We start from the raw sequence: 19,984 nt of genomic DNA on the forward strand, positions 1-19,984 counted from the left end.
GGGAGAAAAACAAAAGGCCGGAATTTCCGGCCTTTTCAGTTAACGCACGCTTACTTTTCCTGAAGTCCGAGTTTTTTCTCCAGATAGTGGATATTGGTTCCACCGTGCTGGAAATGCTCGTCATTCATGATGCGGATCTGCAGATCAACGTTGGTTTTGATACCGTCGATGATCAGTTCCTGCAACGCGTTTTTCATACGGGCGATTGCTACGTCGCGATTTTCGCCATAGCAGATCAGCTTACCGATCATTGAGTCATAGTACGGAGGTACGGTGTAGCCTGCGTAAATATGAGACTCCCAGCGCACACCAAAGCCACCCGGTGCGTGGAAACGTGTGATTTTACCCGGGCTTGGCAGGAAGGTGTTCGGGTCTTCGGCGTTGATACGGCATTCTACCGCATGGCCTTTAACCACAACTTCATCCTGCTTGATGGACAGCGGTTGTCCCGCAGCGATGCGCAGCTGCTCTTTGATCAGGTCAACGCCGGTGATCATTTCGGTTACCGGGTGTTCAACCTGAATACGGGTGTTCATTTCAATGAAGTAGAACTCGCCGTTTTCGAACAGGAACTCGAAAGTACCTGCCCCGCGATAGCCGATATCAACGCACGCTTTGGCGCAACGCTCGCCGATGTAGCGACGCAGTTCCGGAGTAATGCCCGGTGCTGGTGCTTCTTCGACGACTTTCTGGTGACGACGCTGCATGGAGCAGTCACGTTCTGCCAGATAAATCGCGTTACCTTGACCGTCCGCCAGCACCTGAATTTCGATGTGGCGTGGGTTTTCCAGGTACTTCTCCATGTAAACCATGTCGTTGTTGAAAGCCGCTTTCGCTTCCGCTTTGGTCATGGAGATGGATTGTGCCAGTTCGGCATCGCTGCGCACGACGCGCATACCGCGACCGCCGCCGCCGCCGGAGGCTTTGATAATAACTGGATAACCGATGCGCTTCGCATGAGCGCGGTTAGCGTCCATGTCGTCGCCCAGCGGGCCGTCAGAGCCTGGGACTGTCGGTACGCCAGCTTTCTTCATCGCGGTAATTGCGGACACTTTGTCGCCCATCAGGCGGATGGTGTCGGCTTTCGGGCCGATGAAGATAAAGCCGGAACGTTCTACCTGTTCAGCAAAGTTGGCATTCTCAGAGAGGAAGCCATAGCCCGGGTGAATTGCCACTGCGCCGGTGATTTCAGCAGCGCTAATGATAGCCGGGATGTTCAGATAGCTTTTTACGGACGGAGCCGGGCCAATACAGACCGTCTCATCCGCCAGCAATACGTGTTTTAAATCGCGATCCGCGCTTGAATGCACAGCGACAGTCTTGATGCCCAGCTCTTTACAGGCACGCAGAATACGCAGGGCGATCTCACCGCGGTTGGCGATAACAATTTTATCCAACATGTTCGCCTCGTTATTCGATGACGACCAGCGGCTCGTCAAATTCTACCGGTTGACCGCTTTCTACCAGAATCGCTTTCACTACGCCGGATTTGTCGGCTTCGATCTGGTTCATCATTTTCATGGCTTCAACGATGCACAGGGTATCGCCCGCATTCACTTTCTGGCCGATTTCGATGAACGCTTTCGCATCTGGGCTCGGGGTGCGGTAGAACGTACCAACCATTGGGGAGCGTACGATGTGACCACTGATTTCCGCTGCTGCCGGAGCTTCCATACTTGGAGAGGCAGTTTGTGCGACAGCGTTAGACAAAGCTGGCTGCTGCATCACTGGTGCAGCATAAGCCTGTTGCATCATTGGAAAACTTGCAGCTGGCGCCGCACGGCTGATGCGTACAGACTCTTCGCCTTCAGAAATTTCCAGTTCGGAGATGCCTGATTCTTCAACCAGCTCGATCAGTTTTTTAATCTTACGAATATCCATGAGTGGGTTCCGTACTCTTTGTTTAGTGAGATTGTGACAAGCGTTTTACCGCCGTCTGTATAGCATTTTTATAACAGTGAGTGACAAGATGCCACGCATCTCAGGCATTGCACTGGGTGCGGTTGCCATTAAGTGAGATTGCGAGACTTGTTAGTCATTGTGCGGCTATCTTCTGCCATTTTCGGGTAAAAGACAAAATATACCTTCAACATGCGAATGTCACCCTTTCAGCGCTCTAAAAACGCTACCGGGGATAGCAAAGTCGCACATTATAACTATTTCGTAGCAATTGGCAGCTAAATACTGGTCTTATCAGGGAAGATAATCAACCGTTAACATGTAAAGAAAATCGGATCGTCCACATTTTGTAACGCACTGCACATAACGTGAAACTACCGCCACCACTGGCGAAACTTCTTGTAACGGCAGGCTAACAACACCACAGCGAGTGCTGCATAAATAATCGGTTGAGGGGAGATAATTTTTACCGACCACAGATAATGTATGGGTGCCAGGATCGCCACAAGATAGACGAAGTTGTGCAAATACTGCCAATTTTTGCCCAGTTTTCGCTGAGCCGACTGGGTGGAGGTTAACGTGAGGGCGAATAATATGCCCCAACTGGCAATGCCCAGCATCAAATAAGGTCGCGTGATTAATTCCCGTCCTAACAGCGCCAGATTATGAATGCCCAGTTCCAGGAGTGCGTAGCTGGTTAAATGCAACGTTGCCCAGGCGAAACACCATAGCCCTAACAGGCGCCGTGTGCGTATCAATAATGGCTGTTTAGCGTAGCGCGCGAGGGGAGAGACCAGCAAGGTCGCCAGCAAGAATTTCAGAGCTGTCCTACCGGTAAAGTGCTGGATATCTTTGACCGGGTCTGCGCTCAGACCACCGTGATTCACCGCCCAAAATAGCCAGACAAACGGTAAAAAGCCGGCAAGGTGCAGGCAAACTTTCAGCCCGGTAATGTGCTTTGCAGTCAGGCGCACTCAAAAATTCTCCTGCAGGTTAAGACCACGGTACAGCGAAGCGACCTCGTCGGCGTAACCGTTAAACAGCAGCGTGGGTTGGCGCTGAACGTCCAGAATACCGCCTGCGCCAATAAAGCGCTCAGTGGCCTGGGACCAGCGCGGGTGATCGACATGCGGATTTACGTTGGCATAAAATCCATATTCATTGGGGGCGGCCAGATTCCAGGTTGTCGGGGGGCGTTCGCGGGTTAGTTTAATACTCACGATCGACTTAATGCCTTTAAATCCGTATTTCCACGGCACAATTAAGCGAATGGGCGCGCCATTTTGTGGGGGAAGAGCTTTTCCATAAACCCCCACGGTAAGCAGAGTGAGTGGATGCATAGCTTCATCCAGACGCAGTCCTTCGATATAGGGATACTTGAGCCCGCCGCCAATAAAGCGATCTTTTTGTCCGGGCATTTCATCCGGTGCGTAGATCGTTTCGAAGGCGACATATTTTGCGTTGCTGGTGGGTTCAACCTGCGCCAGCAGTTTATGTAACGGAAAACCAATCCACGGCACGACCATTGACCAGGCTTCCACACAGCGCATCCGGTAAATCCGTTCTTCCAGTGGGAAACGGGCGGTCAGCGCATCGTGATCGAGGGTGAGTGGCTTTGCCACCTCACCACTGATTTTTAACGTCCACGGATCGGTTTTCAGACTGCCAGCATTGGCTGCCGGATCCGCTTTATCGAGACCGAACTCATAGAAGTTGTTGTAGCCAGAAACTTTATCCGCTGGCGTTAAAGGAAGCGAATTTTGCCAGGCGGCGGGTTTACTGAAATCAAGCGGCTTACCCGCGGGCGCGGGCGGGCGGTCATTCCCCTTAAACCAGCTAAGAAGATCAGCCTGCGCAGAGAGGGGGAAAGACAACGCGGCGGCGCTGATCCCTAATGCTTTCAGTACCTGGCGGCGTTGCATAAAAAAAGCCGACTCGTCAGTGACGTCGGCTTCTGTAAATGGACGTAATTTCTTCATAACAGACTCCCGGCTTACGCGTCATAACTGACAGGGGACGCGTAGTTAATATGGCAGGGAGTCTGTAGATATGCCGCGAAATTTCGTTAATTAAGTGTAAATTTCTGCGCCAGAGCTTGTTACTTCACCTTCACCAGCGTACGACCTTGCACCTGGTTATTGATGATGGCATCGGCAAACTTCGGCGCATCCGCCAGCGTAATCTCCGTGGCGGCCTGAGCATAGAAAGATTCCGGTAGATCCTTAACCAGACGCGCCCAGGCTTCTGCCCGGCGTGCCGGCGGGGTCATCACCGAGTCCACCCCTTGCAAACGAACGTTACGCAGAATAAATGGCATCACCGTCGTTGGCAGAGCGAAACCGCCAGCCAGGCCGCAGGCGGCAACGCAGCCACCGTAGTTCATCTGTGCCAGGACTTTTGCCAGAACTTTGTCGCCAACGGTATCAACCGCACCAGCCCACAGCTGTTTTTCCAACGGGCGAGATTCAGCAAATTCATCGCGGCTAAGGATACGGTTAGCGCCCAGGCTCTTCAGGTAGTCGTGAGTGCTTTCGCGACCCGAAACCGCCGCAACCTGATAACCCAGCTTATGCAGTAACGCCACGGCCGTGCTACCCACGCCGCCGCTGGCGCCAGTGACGACAATCTCACCGTCTTGCGGGCGAATACCTGCATCTTCAAGCGCCATGACGCACAGCATGGCGGTAAAGCCAGCGGTACCGATGACCATGGCTTTACGTCCGTCCAGCCCTTGTGGCAGCGCAACCAGCCAGTCGCCTTTCACGCGTGCGCGTTCGGCCAGTCCACCCCAATGATTTTCACCCACGCCCCAGCCGGTCAGTAAAACTTCCTGACCTGCATGAAAACGGGGATCTTCGCTTGCGCGCACGGTACCGGCGAAATCGATACCAGGAATCATCGGAAAATTGCGAATGATTTTACCCTTGCCGGTGATAGCAAGGGCGTCTTTATAGTTCAGGCTTGACCAGTGGACATCCACCGTCACATCGCCTTCCGGTAGCTGATTTTCGTCGAGGGGTTGAACGGATGCGAGGGTTTTTCCGTCCTGCTGTTCTAAGATCAAAGCCTGCATAACCTGTCCTCAATTCGTATAGTGGATTGGAAAATTATTAATGAAGACTATACTCGCTAATCAAAACATGATGCCGATTCCGCGCAATAAATTGCCAGATATACCTAATTTGGTAGTATGCCCACACTGTTTGTATAAATGGACAGATTTTGCGTTCAGTTTTGCATTTTCGCGCCGCTTTATCACTTTCATGCCTGTTTCATAACTGTCGGAGTTAACACAAGGATGCGATTAACGACGAAATTTTCAGCTTTTGTGACGCTGCTTACAGGGTTAACGATCTTCGTAACTCTGATCGGTTGCTCGCTGAGTTTCTATAACGCGATTCAATATAAGTTCACCACCCGTGTTCAGGCGGTGGCGACGGCGATTGATACGCACCTTGTCTCCCGCGATGTCGTTGCGCTAACCCCGCAAATCGATGAACTGATGGTTTCGGTTGATATCGTGCGCGTCGAACTGCTACAGGGCGAACACGTGGTGTATGACCACTCCCGAACCAGCAGCTACCGCCCGGCGGGGACGAACAATCTGTATCGTGATGTCACCGTCCCGTTGGTCAAACACCCGGGCATGTCGCTGCGTCTGGTTTATCAGGATCCAATGGGCAACTATTTCCATTCGCTGATGACTACCGCGCCGCTCACGTTGGCGATTGCTTTCATTATACTGATGCTCTTTTTGTCTGTGCGCTGGCTTCAGCGTCAGCTTTCAGGTCAAGAGTTGCTGGAGATTCGTTCAACGCGCATTCTTAACGGCGAACGTGGACCGAACGTGCGGGGGACTGTTTATGAATGGCCTGCGCGTACCAGTAGCGCGCTCGATATGCTGCTGACCGAAATTCAAAGTGCCCGCGAGCAACGTAGCCGACTGGATACGCTGATTCGTTCCTATGTGGCGCAGGATACAAAAACCGGGCTAAGCAACCGCCTGTTCTTTGATAACCAACTGGCAACGCTGCTGGAAGATCAGGAAAAAGTGGGATCGCATGGCGTCGTGATGATGGTACGCCTGCCGGACTTTACGCTGCTGCGCGATAGCTGGGGAATTACCCTTGCTGAAGAACAAATTTCAACGTTAATCAATTTGTTGTCGACTTTTATGACGCGCTATCCGGGCGCGTTGCTGGCGCGCTACCACCGTAGCGATTTTGCCATCCTGTTGCCACACCGCACGCTGAAAGAGGCGGAAAGTATTGCCGGGCAATTATTAAAAGCGGTAGATGCGCTTCCGGCTAATAAAATGATCGACCGTGCCGATATGGTTCATATTGGCATTTGTGTTTGCCGCAGCGGCCAGTCGACGGAACAAGTGATGGATCACGCCGAAGCCGCCACGCGGAACTCGGTATTGCAGGGTGGGAACAGTTGGTCGGTCTATGATGACTCACTACCGGAAAAAGGTCGGGGTAACGTACGCTGGCGAACGCTGATCGAACAGATGCTCAGCCGGGGTGGACCAAGAATTTATCAAAAGCCTGCGGTAACCCGTGAAGGACGGGTGCACCACCGGGAGCTGATGTGCCGTATTTTTGATGGCAGCGAAGAGGTTATTTCGGCGGAATATATGCCGATGGTCCTGCAGTTTGGCCTGGCAGAAGAATATGACCGTCTGCAAATCAGCCGTCTGATCTTATTGTTGGGCTACTGGCCGCAGGAAAACCTGGCGATGCAGACAACGGTTGAATCGCTAATTCGCCCACGTTTTCAGCGCTGGCTACGTGATACGCTGATGCAGTGCGAAAAATCATTACGCAAACGCATAATTATTGAACTTGCTGAGGCAGATGTCTGTCAACATATCAGCCGGTTACAGCCCGTCATCAGATTGATGAATGCGCTGGGTGTGCGAATTGCCGTTACGCAGGCGGGTTTAACGCTGGTGAGCACCAGTTGGATCAAAGAGCTTAACGTTGAGTTATTGAAGCTGCATCCAAGCCTGGTGAGGAATATTGATAAGCGAACCGAAAACCAGCTCCTGGTGCAAAGCCTGGTGGAGGCTTGTTCTGGAACACCAACGCAGGTTTACGCCACGGGCGTTCGTTCGCGTAGCGAGTGGCATACGCTGACGGAACGCGGAGTTGCGGGTGGGCAAGGGGATTTTTTTGCCGCATCACAGCCACTTGACACTAACGTGAAAAAATATTCGCAAAGATACTCGGTTTAACCTGCCGTTTAATTCGTTTTCACGTAGAATAACGCGCGCTGTGCCTTCTGGGGGTGTGCTTGTCTGCTCGCCAGGTTGTAACAGCAAACATGCAGGTGAATGACCTTTGACAGGTTGCAAACAAAAGCGAGGAGTGCTGCTGATTTATTCAGCCCTGATGGACTCAGGCCGATTTTGTAACAAAGGAAACGAACTGCACTAATTTTCACCGTAGCAGATGATTTTTGCGCCTTGTCGCTGCTGCGTGTGGTTGGTAAAGTAAGCGGATTTTGTTTTCCGCCCCAGCTTTCAGGATTATCCCTTAGTATGTTGAAAAAATTTCGTGGCATGTTTTCCAATGACCTGTCCATTGACCTGGGTACCGCGAATACCCTTATTTATGTAAAAGGACAAGGCATCGTATTGAATGAGCCTTCTGTTGTGGCCATTCGTCAGGATCGTGCCGGCTCGCCAAAAAGCGTAGCCGCAGTGGGCCATGACGCGAAGCAGATGCTGGGTCGTACACCGGGCAATATCGCTGCCATTCGCCCAATGAAAGACGGCGTTATCGCTGACTTCTTCGTGACTGAAAAAATGCTCCAGCACTTTATCAAACAAGTGCACAGCAATAGCTTCATGCGCCCAAGCCCGCGCGTACTGGTATGTGTACCGGTTGGAGCAACTCAGGTTGAACGCCGCGCGATCCGTGAATCCGCTCAGGGCGCAGGCGCCCGTGAAGTATTCCTGATCGAAGAGCCGATGGCGGCTGCGATCGGGGCGGGTCTGCCAGTTTCTGAAGCAACCGGTTCTATGGTTGTGGATATCGGTGGTGGTACAACTGAAGTTGCCGTTATCTCCCTGAACGGCGTGGTTTATTCCTCTTCTGTACGTATTGGCGGTGACCGCTTCGACGAAGCCATCATTAATTATGTTCGTCGTAACTACGGTTCTCTGATCGGTGAAGCCACCGCAGAACGTATTAAACACGAAATCGGTTCCGCTTATCCGGGCGACGAAGTGCGCGAGATCGAAGTTCGCGGCCGTAACCTGGCAGAAGGTGTTCCACGCGGCTTTACCCTGAACTCCAACGAGATTCTGGAAGCCCTGCAGGAACCGCTGACCGGTATCGTGAGCGCGGTGATGGTTGCACTGGAACAGTGTCCGCCAGAACTGGCGTCTGACATCTCCGAACGCGGCATGGTACTGACCGGTGGCGGTGCTCTGCTGCGTAACCTTGACCGTTTGTTAATGGAAGAAACCGGTATTCCAGTTGTTGTTGCTGAAGATCCGCTGACCTGCGTGGCGCGCGGTGGCGGCAAGGCGCTGGAAATGATCGATATGCACGGCGGCGACCTGTTCAGCGAAGAGTAATCGGATGCAGGTAGGGTAGCCCGCGGGTTGCCCTTCCGCTCTGATACGAGAATACGCATAGACTATGAAGCCAATTTTTAGCCGTGGCCCGTCGCTACAGATTCGCCTTATTCTGGCGGTGCTGGTGGCGCTCGGCGTTATTATTGCCGACAGCCGCCTGGGTACGTTTAGTCAAATCCGAACGTACATGGATACCGCCGTCAGTCCTTTCTACTTTATCTCAAATGGTCCTCGTGAATTACTCGACGGCGTTTCGCAAACGCTGGCTTCGCGTGACCAACTCGAACTTGAAAATCGGGCGTTGCGTCAGGAACTGCTGCTGAAAAACAGCGAGCTGCTGATGCTGGGGCAATATAAACAGGAGAACGCGCGTTTGCGTGAGCTGCTGGGATCGCCGCTGCGTCAGGACGAACAAAAGATGGTGACGCAGGTCATCTCGACGGTTAATGACCCTTACAGCGATCAGGTGGTGATCGACAAAGGGAGCGTTAACGGGGTCTACGAAGGTCAGCCGGTTATTAGCGACAAAGGCGTTGTGGGTCAGGTCGTAGCGGTGGCTAAACTGACCAGCCGCGTGCTGCTGATTTGCGATGCGACGCATGCTCTGCCCATTCAGGTACTGCGTAACGATATCCGCGTGATCGCTGCCGGTAACGGCTGCACCGACGATCTTCAGCTCGAACACCTGCCGGCCAACACCGACATTCGCGTTGGCGATGTGCTGGTTACCTCGGGTCTGGGGGGACGTTTCCCTGAAGGCTATCCGGTTGGTGTTGTTTCTTCCGTTAAGCTGGACACTCAGCGCGCTTATACCGTGATTCAGGCACGCCCGACCGCAGGTCTGCAGCGTCTGCGTTATCTGCTGCTGTTGTGGGGCGCCGATCGTAACGGCGCAAATCCGATGACGCCAGAGGAAGTGCACCGCGTTGCCAATGAACGTCTGATGCAAATGATGCCGCAAGTTCTGCCTGCACCAGATGCCATGGGGCCGCCTGCGCCAGTGCCAGCTCCCGCAACAGGCGTGACTCCAGCGCCTGCGGGTACCACGCCGCCACAACCTGCTCCGCGTAAGCCGGGAGGACAGTAAGTGGCAAGCTATCGTAGCCAGGGACGTTGGGTGATTTGGCTCTCGTTCCTTATTGCACTGTTGCTGCAAGTCATGCCCTGGCCGGACGATATTCTGGTTTTCCGGCCAAACTGGGTACTGCTCATCTTGTTGTACTGGATCCTGGCGCTGCCGCATCGCGTAAATGTGGGCACGGGGTTTGTGGTGGGTGCCATACTGGATCTCATCAGCGGCTCCACGCTTGGCGTGCGCGCATTGTCGATGAGTATCATTGCTTATCTGGTCGCGCTGAAATTCCAGCTATTCCGTAACCTCGCGCTCTGGCAACAGGCGCTGGTGGTCATGTTGTTATCACTGGTCGTGGATATTATTGTTTTCTGGGCCGAGTTTTTAGTGATCAATGTCTCTTTCAGACCCGAAGTGTTCTGGAGTAGTGTAGTGAATGGTGTGCTTTGGCCATGGCTATTCTTACTGATGCGTAAGGTCCGTCAGCAGTTTGCGGTGCAATAAGGTTGATATGAATACTCTGTATCTTGCTTCAGGTTCTCCACGTCGTCAGGAACTGCTCGCTCAGCTTGGTGTTACCTTTGAACGGCTGGTGCCTGGGATTGAAGAACAGCGACACCCGCAGGAGAGCGCGCAGCAGTATGTTTCGCGTCTGGCACGCGAAAAAGCGCAGGCTGGCGTGGCGCTGGCGCAGCGCGATTTGCCGGTATTGGGTGCAGATACCATTGTTATCCTTAATGGCGAAGTGCTGGAAAAACCACACGACGTCGCCCATGCCGCAGCAATGCTGCGCAAACTGTCGGGTAAAACGCATCAGGTCATGACCGCCGTGGCATTGGCCGACCGCCGGCACAGTCTGGACTGTCTGGTGGTGACGGATGTGACGTTCAGAGCACTAACCGATGAGGACATCGCGGGCTATGTTGCCAGCGGTGAACCAATGGATAAAGCAGGTGCATACGGTATTCAAGGGTTGGGTGGCTGTTTTGTCAGGAAGATCAATGGCAGCTATCACGCCGTAGTCGGCTTACCGCTGGTAGAAACGTATGAGTTGCTGACCAATTTTAACGCACTGCGTGAGAAAAGGGATAAACATGACGGCTGAATTGTTGGTAAACGTAACGCCATCGGAAACTCGGGTGGCTTACATTGATGGCGGTATTCTGCAGGAAATTCATATTGAACGTGAGGCGCGACGCGGAATCGTAGGCAATATCTACAAAGGTCGTGTAAGTCGTGTACTTCCGGGTATGCAGGCGGCTTTTGTAGATATTGGACTGGATAAAGCCGCATTTCTTCACGCTTCAGACATCATGCCGCACACCGAATGCGTGGCGGGTGAAGAACAAAAGCAGTTCACCGTGCGCGACATTTCTGAACTGGTGCGCCAGGGCCAGGATCTGATGGTGCAGGTGGTAAAAGATCCGTTGGGTACTAAGGGCGCACGCCTGACGACGGACATCACGCTTCCTTCCCGTTACCTCGTCTTTATGCCGGGTGCTTCGCACGTTGGCGTTTCCCAACGTATCGAAAGCGAAACCGAACGCGAACGCCTGAAAAAAGTGGTGGCGGATTACTGCGATGAACAGGGCGGATTCATCATTCGCACAGCGGCGGAAGGCGTCTGCGAGGAGGATCTAGCCTCGGATGCTGCCTACCTGAAGCGCGTCTGGACTAAAGTCATGGAGCGTAAAAAGCGCCCGCAAACACGCTACCAGATGTACGGCGAACTGGCGCTGGCGCAGCGCGTGTTGCGTGATTTTGCCGATGCCCAGCTTGACCGGATCCGCGTTGACTCTCGTCTGACCTATGAAGCGTTGCTGGAGTTCACAGCGGAATATATCCCCGAGATGACTAGCAAGCTGGAACATTACAGCGGGCGCCAGCCCATTTTTGATCTCTTTGACGTTGAGAATGAAATCCAGCGCGCGCTGGAACGTAAGGTTGAACTGAAATCCGGCGGCTATCTGATCATCGATCAAACCGAAGCAATGACCACCGTCGATATCAATACCGGAGCGTTTGTTGGGCATCGTAATCTCGACGACACTATCTTTAATACTAATATTGAAGCAACGCAGGCCATTGCTCGTCAGCTGCGTCTGCGTAACCTCGGCGGCATTATCATTATCGATTTTATCGACATGAATAATGAAGATCACCGTCGACGGGTGCTGCACTCTCTGGAACAGGCGCTGAGCAAGGATCGCGTAAAAACCAGCATCAACGGTTTTTCTCAGCTGGGCCTGGTGGAGATGACGCGCAAACGCACGCGTGAAAGCGTGGAGCATGTGTTGTGCAACGAGTGTCCGACCTGTCATGGGCGCGGTACGGTGAAAACCGTGGAAACTGTATGCTATGAAATCATGCGCGAAATCGTGCGGGTACACCATGCATATGACTCCGATCGTTTCCTGGTTTATGCATCTCCGGCAGTGGCTGAAACCCTGAAGGGTGAAGAGTCACATGCGTTGGCGGAAGTGGAAATCTTTGTCGGCAAACAGGTTAAAGTACAAGTCGAACCGCTGTATAACCAGGAGCAGTTCGACGTTGTCATGATGTAATCTGGCCTGGTAAACGCCCAATGGCGATACCTTGCAGGCCGGAGAAGGCGTTCACGCCGCCATCCGGCAAGACGGTTTTGTGAGTCACATTTTTTGGTAGACAAGGAGAGGCGCGTGAGGCGATTGCCGGGGATATTACTGCTCACTGGAGCCGCATTCGTTGTCATCGCAGCGCTGCTGGTCAGTGGGCTGCGCCTTGCGCTGCCTCATCTTGATAGCTGGCGTCCGGCCATCCTTGACAAGATTGAATCCGCTACCGGTCTGCCCGTCTCCGCCAGCCAACTTTCCGCTAGCTGGCAAAATTTCGGTCCTACTCTTGAAGCGCGCGATATCCATGCGCAGCTTAAAGATGGCGGTGAATTTTCGGTAAAGCGGGTCACATTAGCGCTGGATGTCTGGCAAAGCTTGCTGCACATGCGCTGGCAGTTTCGCGATCTCACCTTCTGGCAGTTGCAACTGCGTACCAATACCCCCATCCAGCGCAGCGAAAGCGGTGATGGAATTGAAGCCGGCCACCTGAGCGATCTCTTCCTGCGTCAGTTTGATCATTTCGATCTACGCGACAGCCAGATTAGCTTTTTAACCCTCTCAGGCCAGCGTGCAGAACTGGCGATCCCGCAGCTTACCTGGCTTAACGGTAAAAACCGGCATCGCGCTGAAGGCCTGGTCAGTCTCTCCAGTTTGACCGGGCAGCACGGTGTTATGCAGGTGCGAATGGATCTGCGTGATGACAACGGGCTGTTGAATAACGGTCGGGTCTGGCTGCAGGCCGACGATATCGACGTCAAGCCGTGGCTGGGTAAATGGATGCAGGATAATGTCGCGTTGCAAACCGCGCGTTTTAGCCTGGAAGCATGGATGACGATCAGAAAAGGTGTCGTTTCCGGCGGCGATGTCTGGCTGAAAAAAGGTGGGGCAAGTTGGCTGGGAGAGAGTCGTACGCACACGCTCTCCGTCGATAACCTGACGGCGCACATCAGCCGCGAGCAGTCGGGCTGGCAATTCTCCATTCCCGATACCCGTATCACGATGGATGATAAACCCTGGCCAAGCGGGGCGTTAACGCTGGCCTGGATCCCTGAACAGGAAGTCGGCGGCGAGAATAACAAACGCAGCGACGAGCTACGCATCCGCGCCAGCAATCTGGAGCTGGCCGGGTTAGAAGGGCTGCGTCCGATGGCGGCCAAGTTTTCGCCTGCGCTGGGTGATATCTGGCGGGCCACGCAGCCGAGCGGCAAAATAGATGTGCTGGCGCTGGATATCCCGTTACAGGCAACAGAAAAAACCCGCTTCCAGTCCTCGTGGACCAATCTGGCCTGGAAACAGTGGAAGCTGCTGCCAGGGGCAGAGCATTTCTCCGGTACGCTTGCGGGCAGCGTTGAAAACGGGGCGCTCACTGCTTCCATGAAGCAAGCTAAAATGCCGTATGAAACCGTCTTTCGCGCACCGCTGGAAATAGAGGACGGCGTAGCGACGCTAAGCTGGCTGAAGAATGATAAAGGTTTCCAGTTAGATGGGCGCAATATTGATGTTAAAGCGAAAGCGGTACACGCACGCGGTGGTTTTCGCTATCTGCAGCCCGCCAATGATGAGCCATGGTTGGGCATTCTGGCAGGTATCAGCACCGACGATGGCTCTCAGGCCTGGCGTTACTTCCCGGAAAACCTGATGGGCAAAGAGCTTGTTGATTACCTCAGCGGCGCTATTCAGGGCGGCGAAGCGGATAACGCCACGTTGGTGTATGGCGGCGACCCGCATCTGTTCCCGTATCTACACAATGAAGGGCAGTTCCAGGTACTGGTGCCGCTTCGCAATGCGAAGTTTGCTTTCCAGCCCGACTGGCCCGCGCTGACTGACCTTAATATTGAACTGAACTTCATTAACGACGGTCTGTGGATGAAGACCGATAGCGTTAATCTGGGCGGTGTGAAGGCCAGTAATCTGACGGCTAACATCCCCGACTATGCCAAAGAAAAACTGCTGATTGATGCCGACATCAACGGGCCGGGCAAGGCGGTTGGACCTTATTTTGATGAGACGCCATTGAAGGATTCACTCGGCGCTACGCTTGAGCAGTTGCAGATTGACGGCGATGTGAATGCTCGCTTACATCTTGATATTCCGCTAGACGGCTCGCTGGTTACCGCCAAAGGTGACGTCAACCTGCGTAATAACAGCCTGTTTATTAAACCGCTCGACAGCACGCTGAAGAATTTGAATGGTAAATTCAGCTTTATCAACGGTGATCTGAAGAGCGAGCCGATGACCGCGAACTGGTTTAATCAGCCGCTGAACGTCGACTTTTCCACGACCGAAGGGGCGAAAGCCTATCAGGTAGCCGTGAATCTGCAAGGTGACTGGCAGCCAAGCCGCATGGGGATTTTACCGGCGCAGGTCAACGACGCGTTGAACGGTAGCATAGCGTGGAATGGCAAGGTAGGAATCGATCTTCCGTATCATGCCGGGCCAACCTACAACGTTGAGTTAAAGGGCGACCTCAAGAATGTAAGTAGTCACTTACCTTCTCCACTGAATAAGGCGGCCGGTGAGGCGTTGCCGGTGAACGTTAAGGCCAACGGCAATCTGCGCAGCTTTGATCTGACCGGCAACGCTGGCAGCAAGAATCATTTTAATAGCCGCTGGCTGCTGAATCAGAAACTGACGCTTGACCGCGCAATCTGGGCGTCGGAAAGCCGCACCGTGCCAGCGTTACCCGATCAACAAGGCATAGAGCTTAATCTTCCCCCTATGGATGGCGCGCAATGGCTGGCGTTATTCCAGAAAGGCGCTGTGGATAACGTGGGCAGCAACGCTAACTTCCCGCAGCGCATCACGGTGCGTACGCCATCGTTATCCCTGGGCGGTCAACAGTGGAATAATTTGAGTATCGTTTCTGAGCCTGCGAGCAATGGCTCCACCATGCAGGCGCAGGGCCGTGAAATTAACGCCACGCTGGCTATGCGCAATAATGCGCCGTGGCTGGCCAATATTAAGTATCTTTATTACAACCCAAGCGCGGCAAAACCGTCACAAAATAGTACGCCAGCCTCGCCGTTCTCAGCCATCGACAACGTCAGCTTCCGTGGCTGGCCGGACCTTCAGCTGCGCTGTGCCGAGTGCTGGATGTGGGGACAAAAATACGGGCGCATTGACGCCGATGTAGCGATTAAAGGCGACACGCTCACCTTGAGTAACGGTCTGTTGGATACGGGTTTTGCCAGACTGACCACCGACGGCGTGTGGGTGAATGCGCCGGGCAAGGAGCGAACGTCGCTGAAGGGTAAACTGAGCGGCAATAAAATTGACTCCGCAGCCGGTTTCTTTGGCGTATCAACGCCGATTCGCAATTCTTCATTCAACGTGGAGTATGATCTGCATTGGCGTAATCCGCCGTGGGATCCTGATGTAGCCTCGCTGAATGGTATTTTGCGTACCCGGCTGGGCAAAGGCGAACTTACCGAACTCAGTACCGGACATGCGGGGCAACTGTTACGTCTGCTAAGCTTCGATGCGTTACTGCGTAAACTGCGCTTTGATTTTAGCGACACCTTCAGCGAAGGCTTCTATTTCGACTCGATTCGCAGCACGGCGTGGATCAAAGATGGCGTGATGCATACCGACGACACGCTGGTGGACGGTCTGGAAGCCGACATTGCGATGAAAGGTTCAGTGAACCTGGTACGCCGGGAGCTGGACATGGAAGCCATCGTCGCACCAGAAATTTCTGCCACCGTAGGGGTTGCCGCCGCGTTTGCCGTCAACCCGATTGTTGGTGCGGCGGTGTTTGCCGCCAGTAAGGTGCTGGGGCCGCTGTGGAGCAAAGTCTCGATTCTGCGCTATCGCATCACCGGTCCGGTCGATAAGCCGCAAATTAACGAAGTTCTGCGTCAGCCGCGCAAAGAAAGCCAGCAATGATTTGACGGGGGCGAGTAATTGCCCCAATCTCAGTACATAGTATTGCCGGATGGCGCAGCGCTTATCCGGCCTACAGCAGCCTAACAACGTAGGCCGGATAAGGCGTTTTTTCCGCTATCCGGCAGAATTAAATGAGTAATCAAAACGATGAGTCTGAACCTGGTAAGTGAACAATTGCTAGCGGCAAATGGCCTGAAACATCAGGATCTGTTTGCCATCCTGGGCCAACTGGCCGAACGCCGTCTTGATTACGGCGATCTCTATTTTCAGTCGAGCTATCACGAATCCTGGGTTTTAGAAGACCGCATCATTAAAGATGGTTCTTACAATATCGATCAGGGCGTTGGCGTACGCGCCATCAGCGGCGAGAAAACAGGGTTTGCCTATGCAGACCAGATTAGCCTGTTGGCGCTGGAACAAAGCGCTCATGCCGCGCGTACTATCGTACGTGACAACGGTGACGGCAAAGTAAAAACGCTGGGGGCCGTGGAGCATCAGGCGCTTTACACCTCGGTTGATCCGTTGCAGAGCATGAGCCGCGAAGAAAAACTGGATATCCTGCGCCGCGTAGACAACGTGGCCCGTGCCGCCGACAAACGCGTCCAGGAAGTGACCGCCAGCCTGACCGGTGTTTATGAACTGATCCTGGTGGCCGCGACTGATGGTACGCTGGCCGCTGACGTCCGCCCGCTGGTACGTTTGTCCGTAAGCGTACAGGTCGAAGAGGATGGTAAGCGTGAGCGCGGCGCCAGCGGTGGCGGCGGTCGTTTTGGCTATGACTATTTCCTTGGCGACCTCGATGGTGAAGTCCGTGCCGACGCGTGGGCGAAAGAGGCCGTACGCATGGCGTTAGTCAATCTGTCCGCGGTAGCAGCGCCTGCTGGTACGCTGCCGGTGGTACTCGGCGCTGGCTGGCCTGGCGTTCTGCTGCATGAAGCGGTCGGTCATGGTCTGGAAGGTGATTTTAACCGCCGTGGCACCTCGGTATTTAGCGGTCACATGGGTGAGCTGGTGGCGTCAGAACTGTGTACCGTTGTGGATGATGGCACAATGGCGGACCGTCGTGGTTCTGTGGCTATCGATGACGAAGGGACACCGGGTCAGTACAACGTGCTGATCGAAAACGGCATTCTGAAAGGCTACATGCAGGACAAACTGAATGCGCGCCTGATGGGCGTAGCGCCAACGGGTAACGGTCGCCGTGAATCTTACGCGCACCTGCCGATGCCGCGTATGACCAACACCTATATGCTGCCGGGGAAATCCACGCCGCAGGAAATCATCGAATCCGTTGAATACGGTATTTATGCGCCTAACTTTGGCGGCGGTCAGGTAGATATCACCTCCGGGAAATTTGTATTCTCGACGTCCGAAGCGTACCTGATTGAAAACGGTAAAGTGACCAAACCGGTGAAAGGCGCAACGCTGATTGGCTCCGGTATCGAAGCGATGCAGCAGATTTCGATGGTGGGTAACGACCTGAAACTGGATAACGGGGTTGGCGTTTGCGGTAAAGAAGGACAGAGCTTGCCGGTGGGCGTGGGCCAGCCGACGCTGAAGGTGGATAACTTGACCGTAGGTGGCACCGCGTAACGACCCGGTCGCCGGATAGCGCTCAGCGTATCCGGCCTGGAATGTGCGTTGGCACTGAATGTAGGCCCGGTAAGCAAAGCGCTACCGGGCTTTTTTATTTCTCTTTGCCCCGGCCGTACATCCCCTGAAACAGCTGCGCCACATCGACAAAATAATCCGTCAGATAGTTAATCACCACCTGGACCTTGAGCGGTAGTTTGTCTTTTTCGGTATACAGTGCATAGACCGGACGTGGATCCGACTGGTAGCGGGGCAGCAGGATCTCCACTTCGCCACGATTGATCTCATTGATCACCCACATCAGCGGCACATAGGCAATACCCGCGCCTGCGGCCAGCCAGCGCACCAGCGTCATCGGATCGTTAGTCACGAAGCGCCCTTCTGGGATCAGGCGGGTAGAGATCCCCTCCGGAGCGATAAGTTCGAATTCATTATCCGGGCGCACGCTGTATTCCAGCCACGAGTGGTTACTGAGATCGGCGGGTTTTTCCGGCACGCCAAACTGCGCGAGATAGCTTTTAGCGGCGCAGACCACCATCGGCATGGTTCCCAGGCGACGTGAAAACAGGCTGGAGTCCTGCAACGCGCCGACGCGAATAACCACGTCCAGACCGTCGGCGATTAAATCCGGTGCTGGGATGCCTGTTACCAGATTTACCGTCAATCCTGGATACTCTTTCAGCATCGTTGCGGTCAACCCAGCGAGGACATTTTGTGCCATGGTTGAAGAACAACCAATGCGCAAGGTGCCGATGGGCGTGTTATTAAAGGCATAAAGCTGCTCGTGAACATCCTGTGCTTCGTGCAGCATCCGGCGGCAACCCTGATAATAAATTTTACCGGCTTCAGTTAGCCCAATGCTGCGTGTGCTGCGGTTTAGCAGCTTGACCTGTAGCTCATCTTCCAGTTTAGAGACCGTCTGGCTTATCGATGAAACGCTCATTTGTAACTGTCTTGCGGCGGCGGTGAAGGAGCCCAGTTCGACAACTTTGGCAAACACCGACATACGTTTTAATCGTTCCATTGTTCACTCTGACTTAAAAGTGATTTAGATCACATAATATAGATAACAGCATAACAGTTACGTTAATATATTATTATTCAAATAACAGCTATGTCGCTCTCGCCTGGCTCATCCTTGCCCTTCTCTGCGGTGACATACGCTAGAAAATCTATCACCTGCACTCTCTTAAGCTACCAAGGTCAACATGAGTCTGTTTCCCGTTATCGTGGTGTTTGGTCTGTCCTTCCCACCGATTTTTTTCGAATTACTTTTGTCACTGGCGATTTTCTGGCTGGTGCGCCGGGTACTGGTTCCAACTGGCATCTATGATTTTGTCTGGCACCCGGCTCTGTTTAACACCGCGCTGTATTGCTGCCTGTTTTATTTAATAACGCGCCTGTTCGTTTGAGGTTGAAGTGAAAACACTAACAAGAAAACTCTCCCGTACGGCCACGACTCTCGTACTGGTCATTCTGGCCTTCATCGCCATTTTCCGCGCATGGGTGTTCTACACCGAGTCGCCGTGGACGCGTGATGCGCGCTTCAGCGCCGACGTTGTGGCAATAGCCCCGGATGTCGCCGGGCTTATCACTAACGTCAACGTTCATGATAATCAACTGGTGAAGAAAGACCAGGTTCTGTTTACCATCGATCAGCCGCGCTATAAAAAAGCGCTCGAAGAAGCGGAAGCAGACGTCGCCTACTATCAGGTGTTATCACAGGAAAAACGCCAGGAGGCCAGCCGTCGTAACCGGCTGGGCGTGCAGGCTATGTCTCGTGAAGAGATCGACCAGTCAAACAATGTCCTGCAAACCGTATTACACCAGCTTGCGAAGGCGCAGGCGACCCGCGACCTGGCGAAATTAGATCTGGAACGTACCGTCATTCGCGCGCCAGCAGATGGCTGGGTGACTAACCTGAACGTCTACAGCGGCGAATTTATTACTCGCGGCTCTACGGCGGTGGCGTTGGTCAAACAGCATTCTTTTTATGTGCTGGCCTATATGGAAGAAACCAAGCTGGAAGGCGTCCGCCCTGGATATCGCGCAGAGATCACCCCGCTGGGCAGTAATCATGTGCTGAAGGGCACCGTTGATAGCGTGGCGGCTGGCGTAACGAATGCCAGCAGCACGCGGGACGCAAAGGGTATGGCGACCATTGATTCCAATCTTGAATGGGTGCGTCTGGCGCAGCGTGTACCGGTGCGAATTCGTCTTGATGAGCAGCAGGGAACCCTGTGGCCTGCGGGGACTACGGCTACCGTCGTCATTACCGGCAAGCAGGATCGCGATGCAAGCCGGGAATCCTTCTTCCGTAAAATGGCGCATCGCCTGCGCGAGTTTGGCTAA

16 protein-coding genes are annotated in these 19,984 nt (G+C 53.7%); 10 read left to right on the top strand and 6 right to left on the bottom strand.

What is annotated here, in order from left to right; genetic code table 11:
• Nucleotides 1-50 precede the first annotated feature (50 nt).
• The 5 genes from accC to acuI form a co-directional block, all read right to left on the bottom strand.
• On the bottom strand, nt 51-1,400 hold the full coding sequence (accC, locus tag OGV93_RS09855) for an acetyl-CoA carboxylase biotin carboxylase subunit (RefSeq protein WP_003828838.1): 1,350 nt from the start codon (nt 1,398-1,400) through the stop codon (nt 51-53).
• A gap of 10 nt (nt 1,401-1,410) precedes the next feature.
• Complete coding sequence (gene accB, locus OGV93_RS09860; RefSeq protein ID WP_003025210.1) at nt 1,411-1,881, bottom strand: acetyl-CoA carboxylase biotin carboxyl carrier protein; 471 nt, start codon at nt 1,879-1,881, stop codon at nt 1,411-1,413.
• Between the two features lie 392 nt (nt 1,882-2,273).
• On the bottom strand, nt 2,274-2,873 hold the full coding sequence (gene msrQ, locus OGV93_RS09865) for a protein-methionine-sulfoxide reductase heme-binding subunit MsrQ (RefSeq protein ID WP_016157592.1): 600 nt from the start codon (nt 2,871-2,873) through the stop codon (nt 2,274-2,276).
• Entirely contained in the window at nt 2,874-3,878 is a 1,005-nt protein-coding gene (gene msrP / locus OGV93_RS09870) for a protein-methionine-sulfoxide reductase catalytic subunit MsrP (RefSeq protein WP_046275076.1), read from the bottom strand.
• Between the two features lie 119 nt (nt 3,879-3,997).
• A complete protein-coding gene (gene acuI / locus OGV93_RS09875) occupies nt 3,998-4,972 on the bottom strand; it encodes an acrylyl-CoA reductase (NADPH) (RefSeq protein WP_046275077.1) in 975 nt (324 codons plus the stop codon).
• Between the two features lie 225 nt (nt 4,973-5,197).
• Between acuI and csrD the strand changes: the two genes are divergently transcribed.
• The 8 genes from csrD (at nt 5,198) to tldD (ending at nt 17,632) form a co-directional block, all read left to right on the top strand.
• Nucleotides 5,198-7,138, top strand: coding sequence for an RNase E specificity factor CsrD (gene csrD, locus OGV93_RS09880; RefSeq protein WP_016154717.1), 1,941 nt, complete (start codon nt 5,198-5,200; stop codon nt 7,136-7,138).
• A 306-nt stretch (nt 7,139-7,444) separates the two neighbouring features.
• Nucleotides 7,445-8,488, top strand: coding sequence for a rod shape-determining protein MreB (mreB, locus tag OGV93_RS09885; RefSeq protein ID WP_000913396.1), 1,044 nt, complete (start codon nt 7,445-7,447; stop codon nt 8,486-8,488).
• Between the two features lie 64 nt (nt 8,489-8,552).
• Entirely contained in the window at nt 8,553-9,575 is a 1,023-nt protein-coding gene (gene mreC / locus OGV93_RS09890) for a rod shape-determining protein MreC (protein ID WP_016154716.1), read from the top strand.
• Nucleotides 9,576-10,064, top strand: a complete 489-nt coding sequence (gene mreD, locus OGV93_RS09895; RefSeq protein WP_003025196.1) for a rod shape-determining protein MreD — start codon at nt 9,576-9,578, stop codon at nt 10,062-10,064.
• Nucleotides 10,065-10,071: 7 nt separating this feature from the next.
• Complete coding sequence (locus OGV93_RS09900; RefSeq protein WP_016154715.1) at nt 10,072-10,665, top strand: Maf family protein; 594 nt, start codon at nt 10,072-10,074, stop codon at nt 10,663-10,665.
• On the top strand, nt 10,655-12,124 hold the full coding sequence (rng, locus tag OGV93_RS09905; RefSeq protein WP_003828822.1) for a ribonuclease G: 1,470 nt from the start codon (nt 10,655-10,657) through the stop codon (nt 12,122-12,124). The genes OGV93_RS09900 and rng overlap by 11 nt, the downstream gene beginning before the upstream one ends.
• 114 nt (nt 12,125-12,238) lie before the next feature.
• Entirely contained in the window at nt 12,239-16,039 is a 3,801-nt protein-coding gene (yhdP, locus tag OGV93_RS09910) for an AsmA2 domain-containing protein YhdP (protein ID WP_287109540.1), read from the top strand.
• A gap of 147 nt (nt 16,040-16,186) precedes the next feature.
• Nucleotides 16,187-17,632, top strand: a complete 1,446-nt coding sequence (gene tldD, locus OGV93_RS09915; RefSeq protein WP_016154713.1) for a metalloprotease TldD — start codon at nt 16,187-16,189, stop codon at nt 17,630-17,632.
• Nucleotides 17,633-17,726: 94 nt separating this feature from the next.
• Here the strand turns inward: tldD and aaeR are convergent, their stop codons facing one another.
• Nucleotides 17,727-18,656, bottom strand: a complete 930-nt coding sequence (aaeR, locus tag OGV93_RS09920; protein WP_016157586.1) for an HTH-type transcriptional activator AaeR — start codon at nt 18,654-18,656, stop codon at nt 17,727-17,729.
• 184 nt (nt 18,657-18,840) lie between these two features.
• Between aaeR and aaeX the strand changes: the two genes are divergently transcribed.
• Nucleotides 18,841-19,044 carry a p-hydroxybenzoic acid efflux pump operon protein AaeX gene (aaeX, locus tag OGV93_RS09925; protein ID WP_003025177.1) on the top strand — a complete coding sequence of 68 codons (204 nt, stop codon included), beginning with the start codon at nt 18,841-18,843 and terminating at the stop codon, nt 19,042-19,044.
• A 7-nt stretch (nt 19,045-19,051) separates the two neighbouring features.
• A complete protein-coding gene (aaeA, locus tag OGV93_RS09930; protein ID WP_016154711.1) occupies nt 19,052-19,984 on the top strand; it encodes a p-hydroxybenzoic acid efflux pump subunit AaeA in 933 nt (310 codons plus the stop codon).

This window comes from Citrobacter sp. Cb031, assembly GCF_030336725.1.
Classification (GTDB): Bacteria; Pseudomonadota; Gammaproteobacteria; order Enterobacterales; family Enterobacteriaceae; genus Citrobacter; species Citrobacter braakii.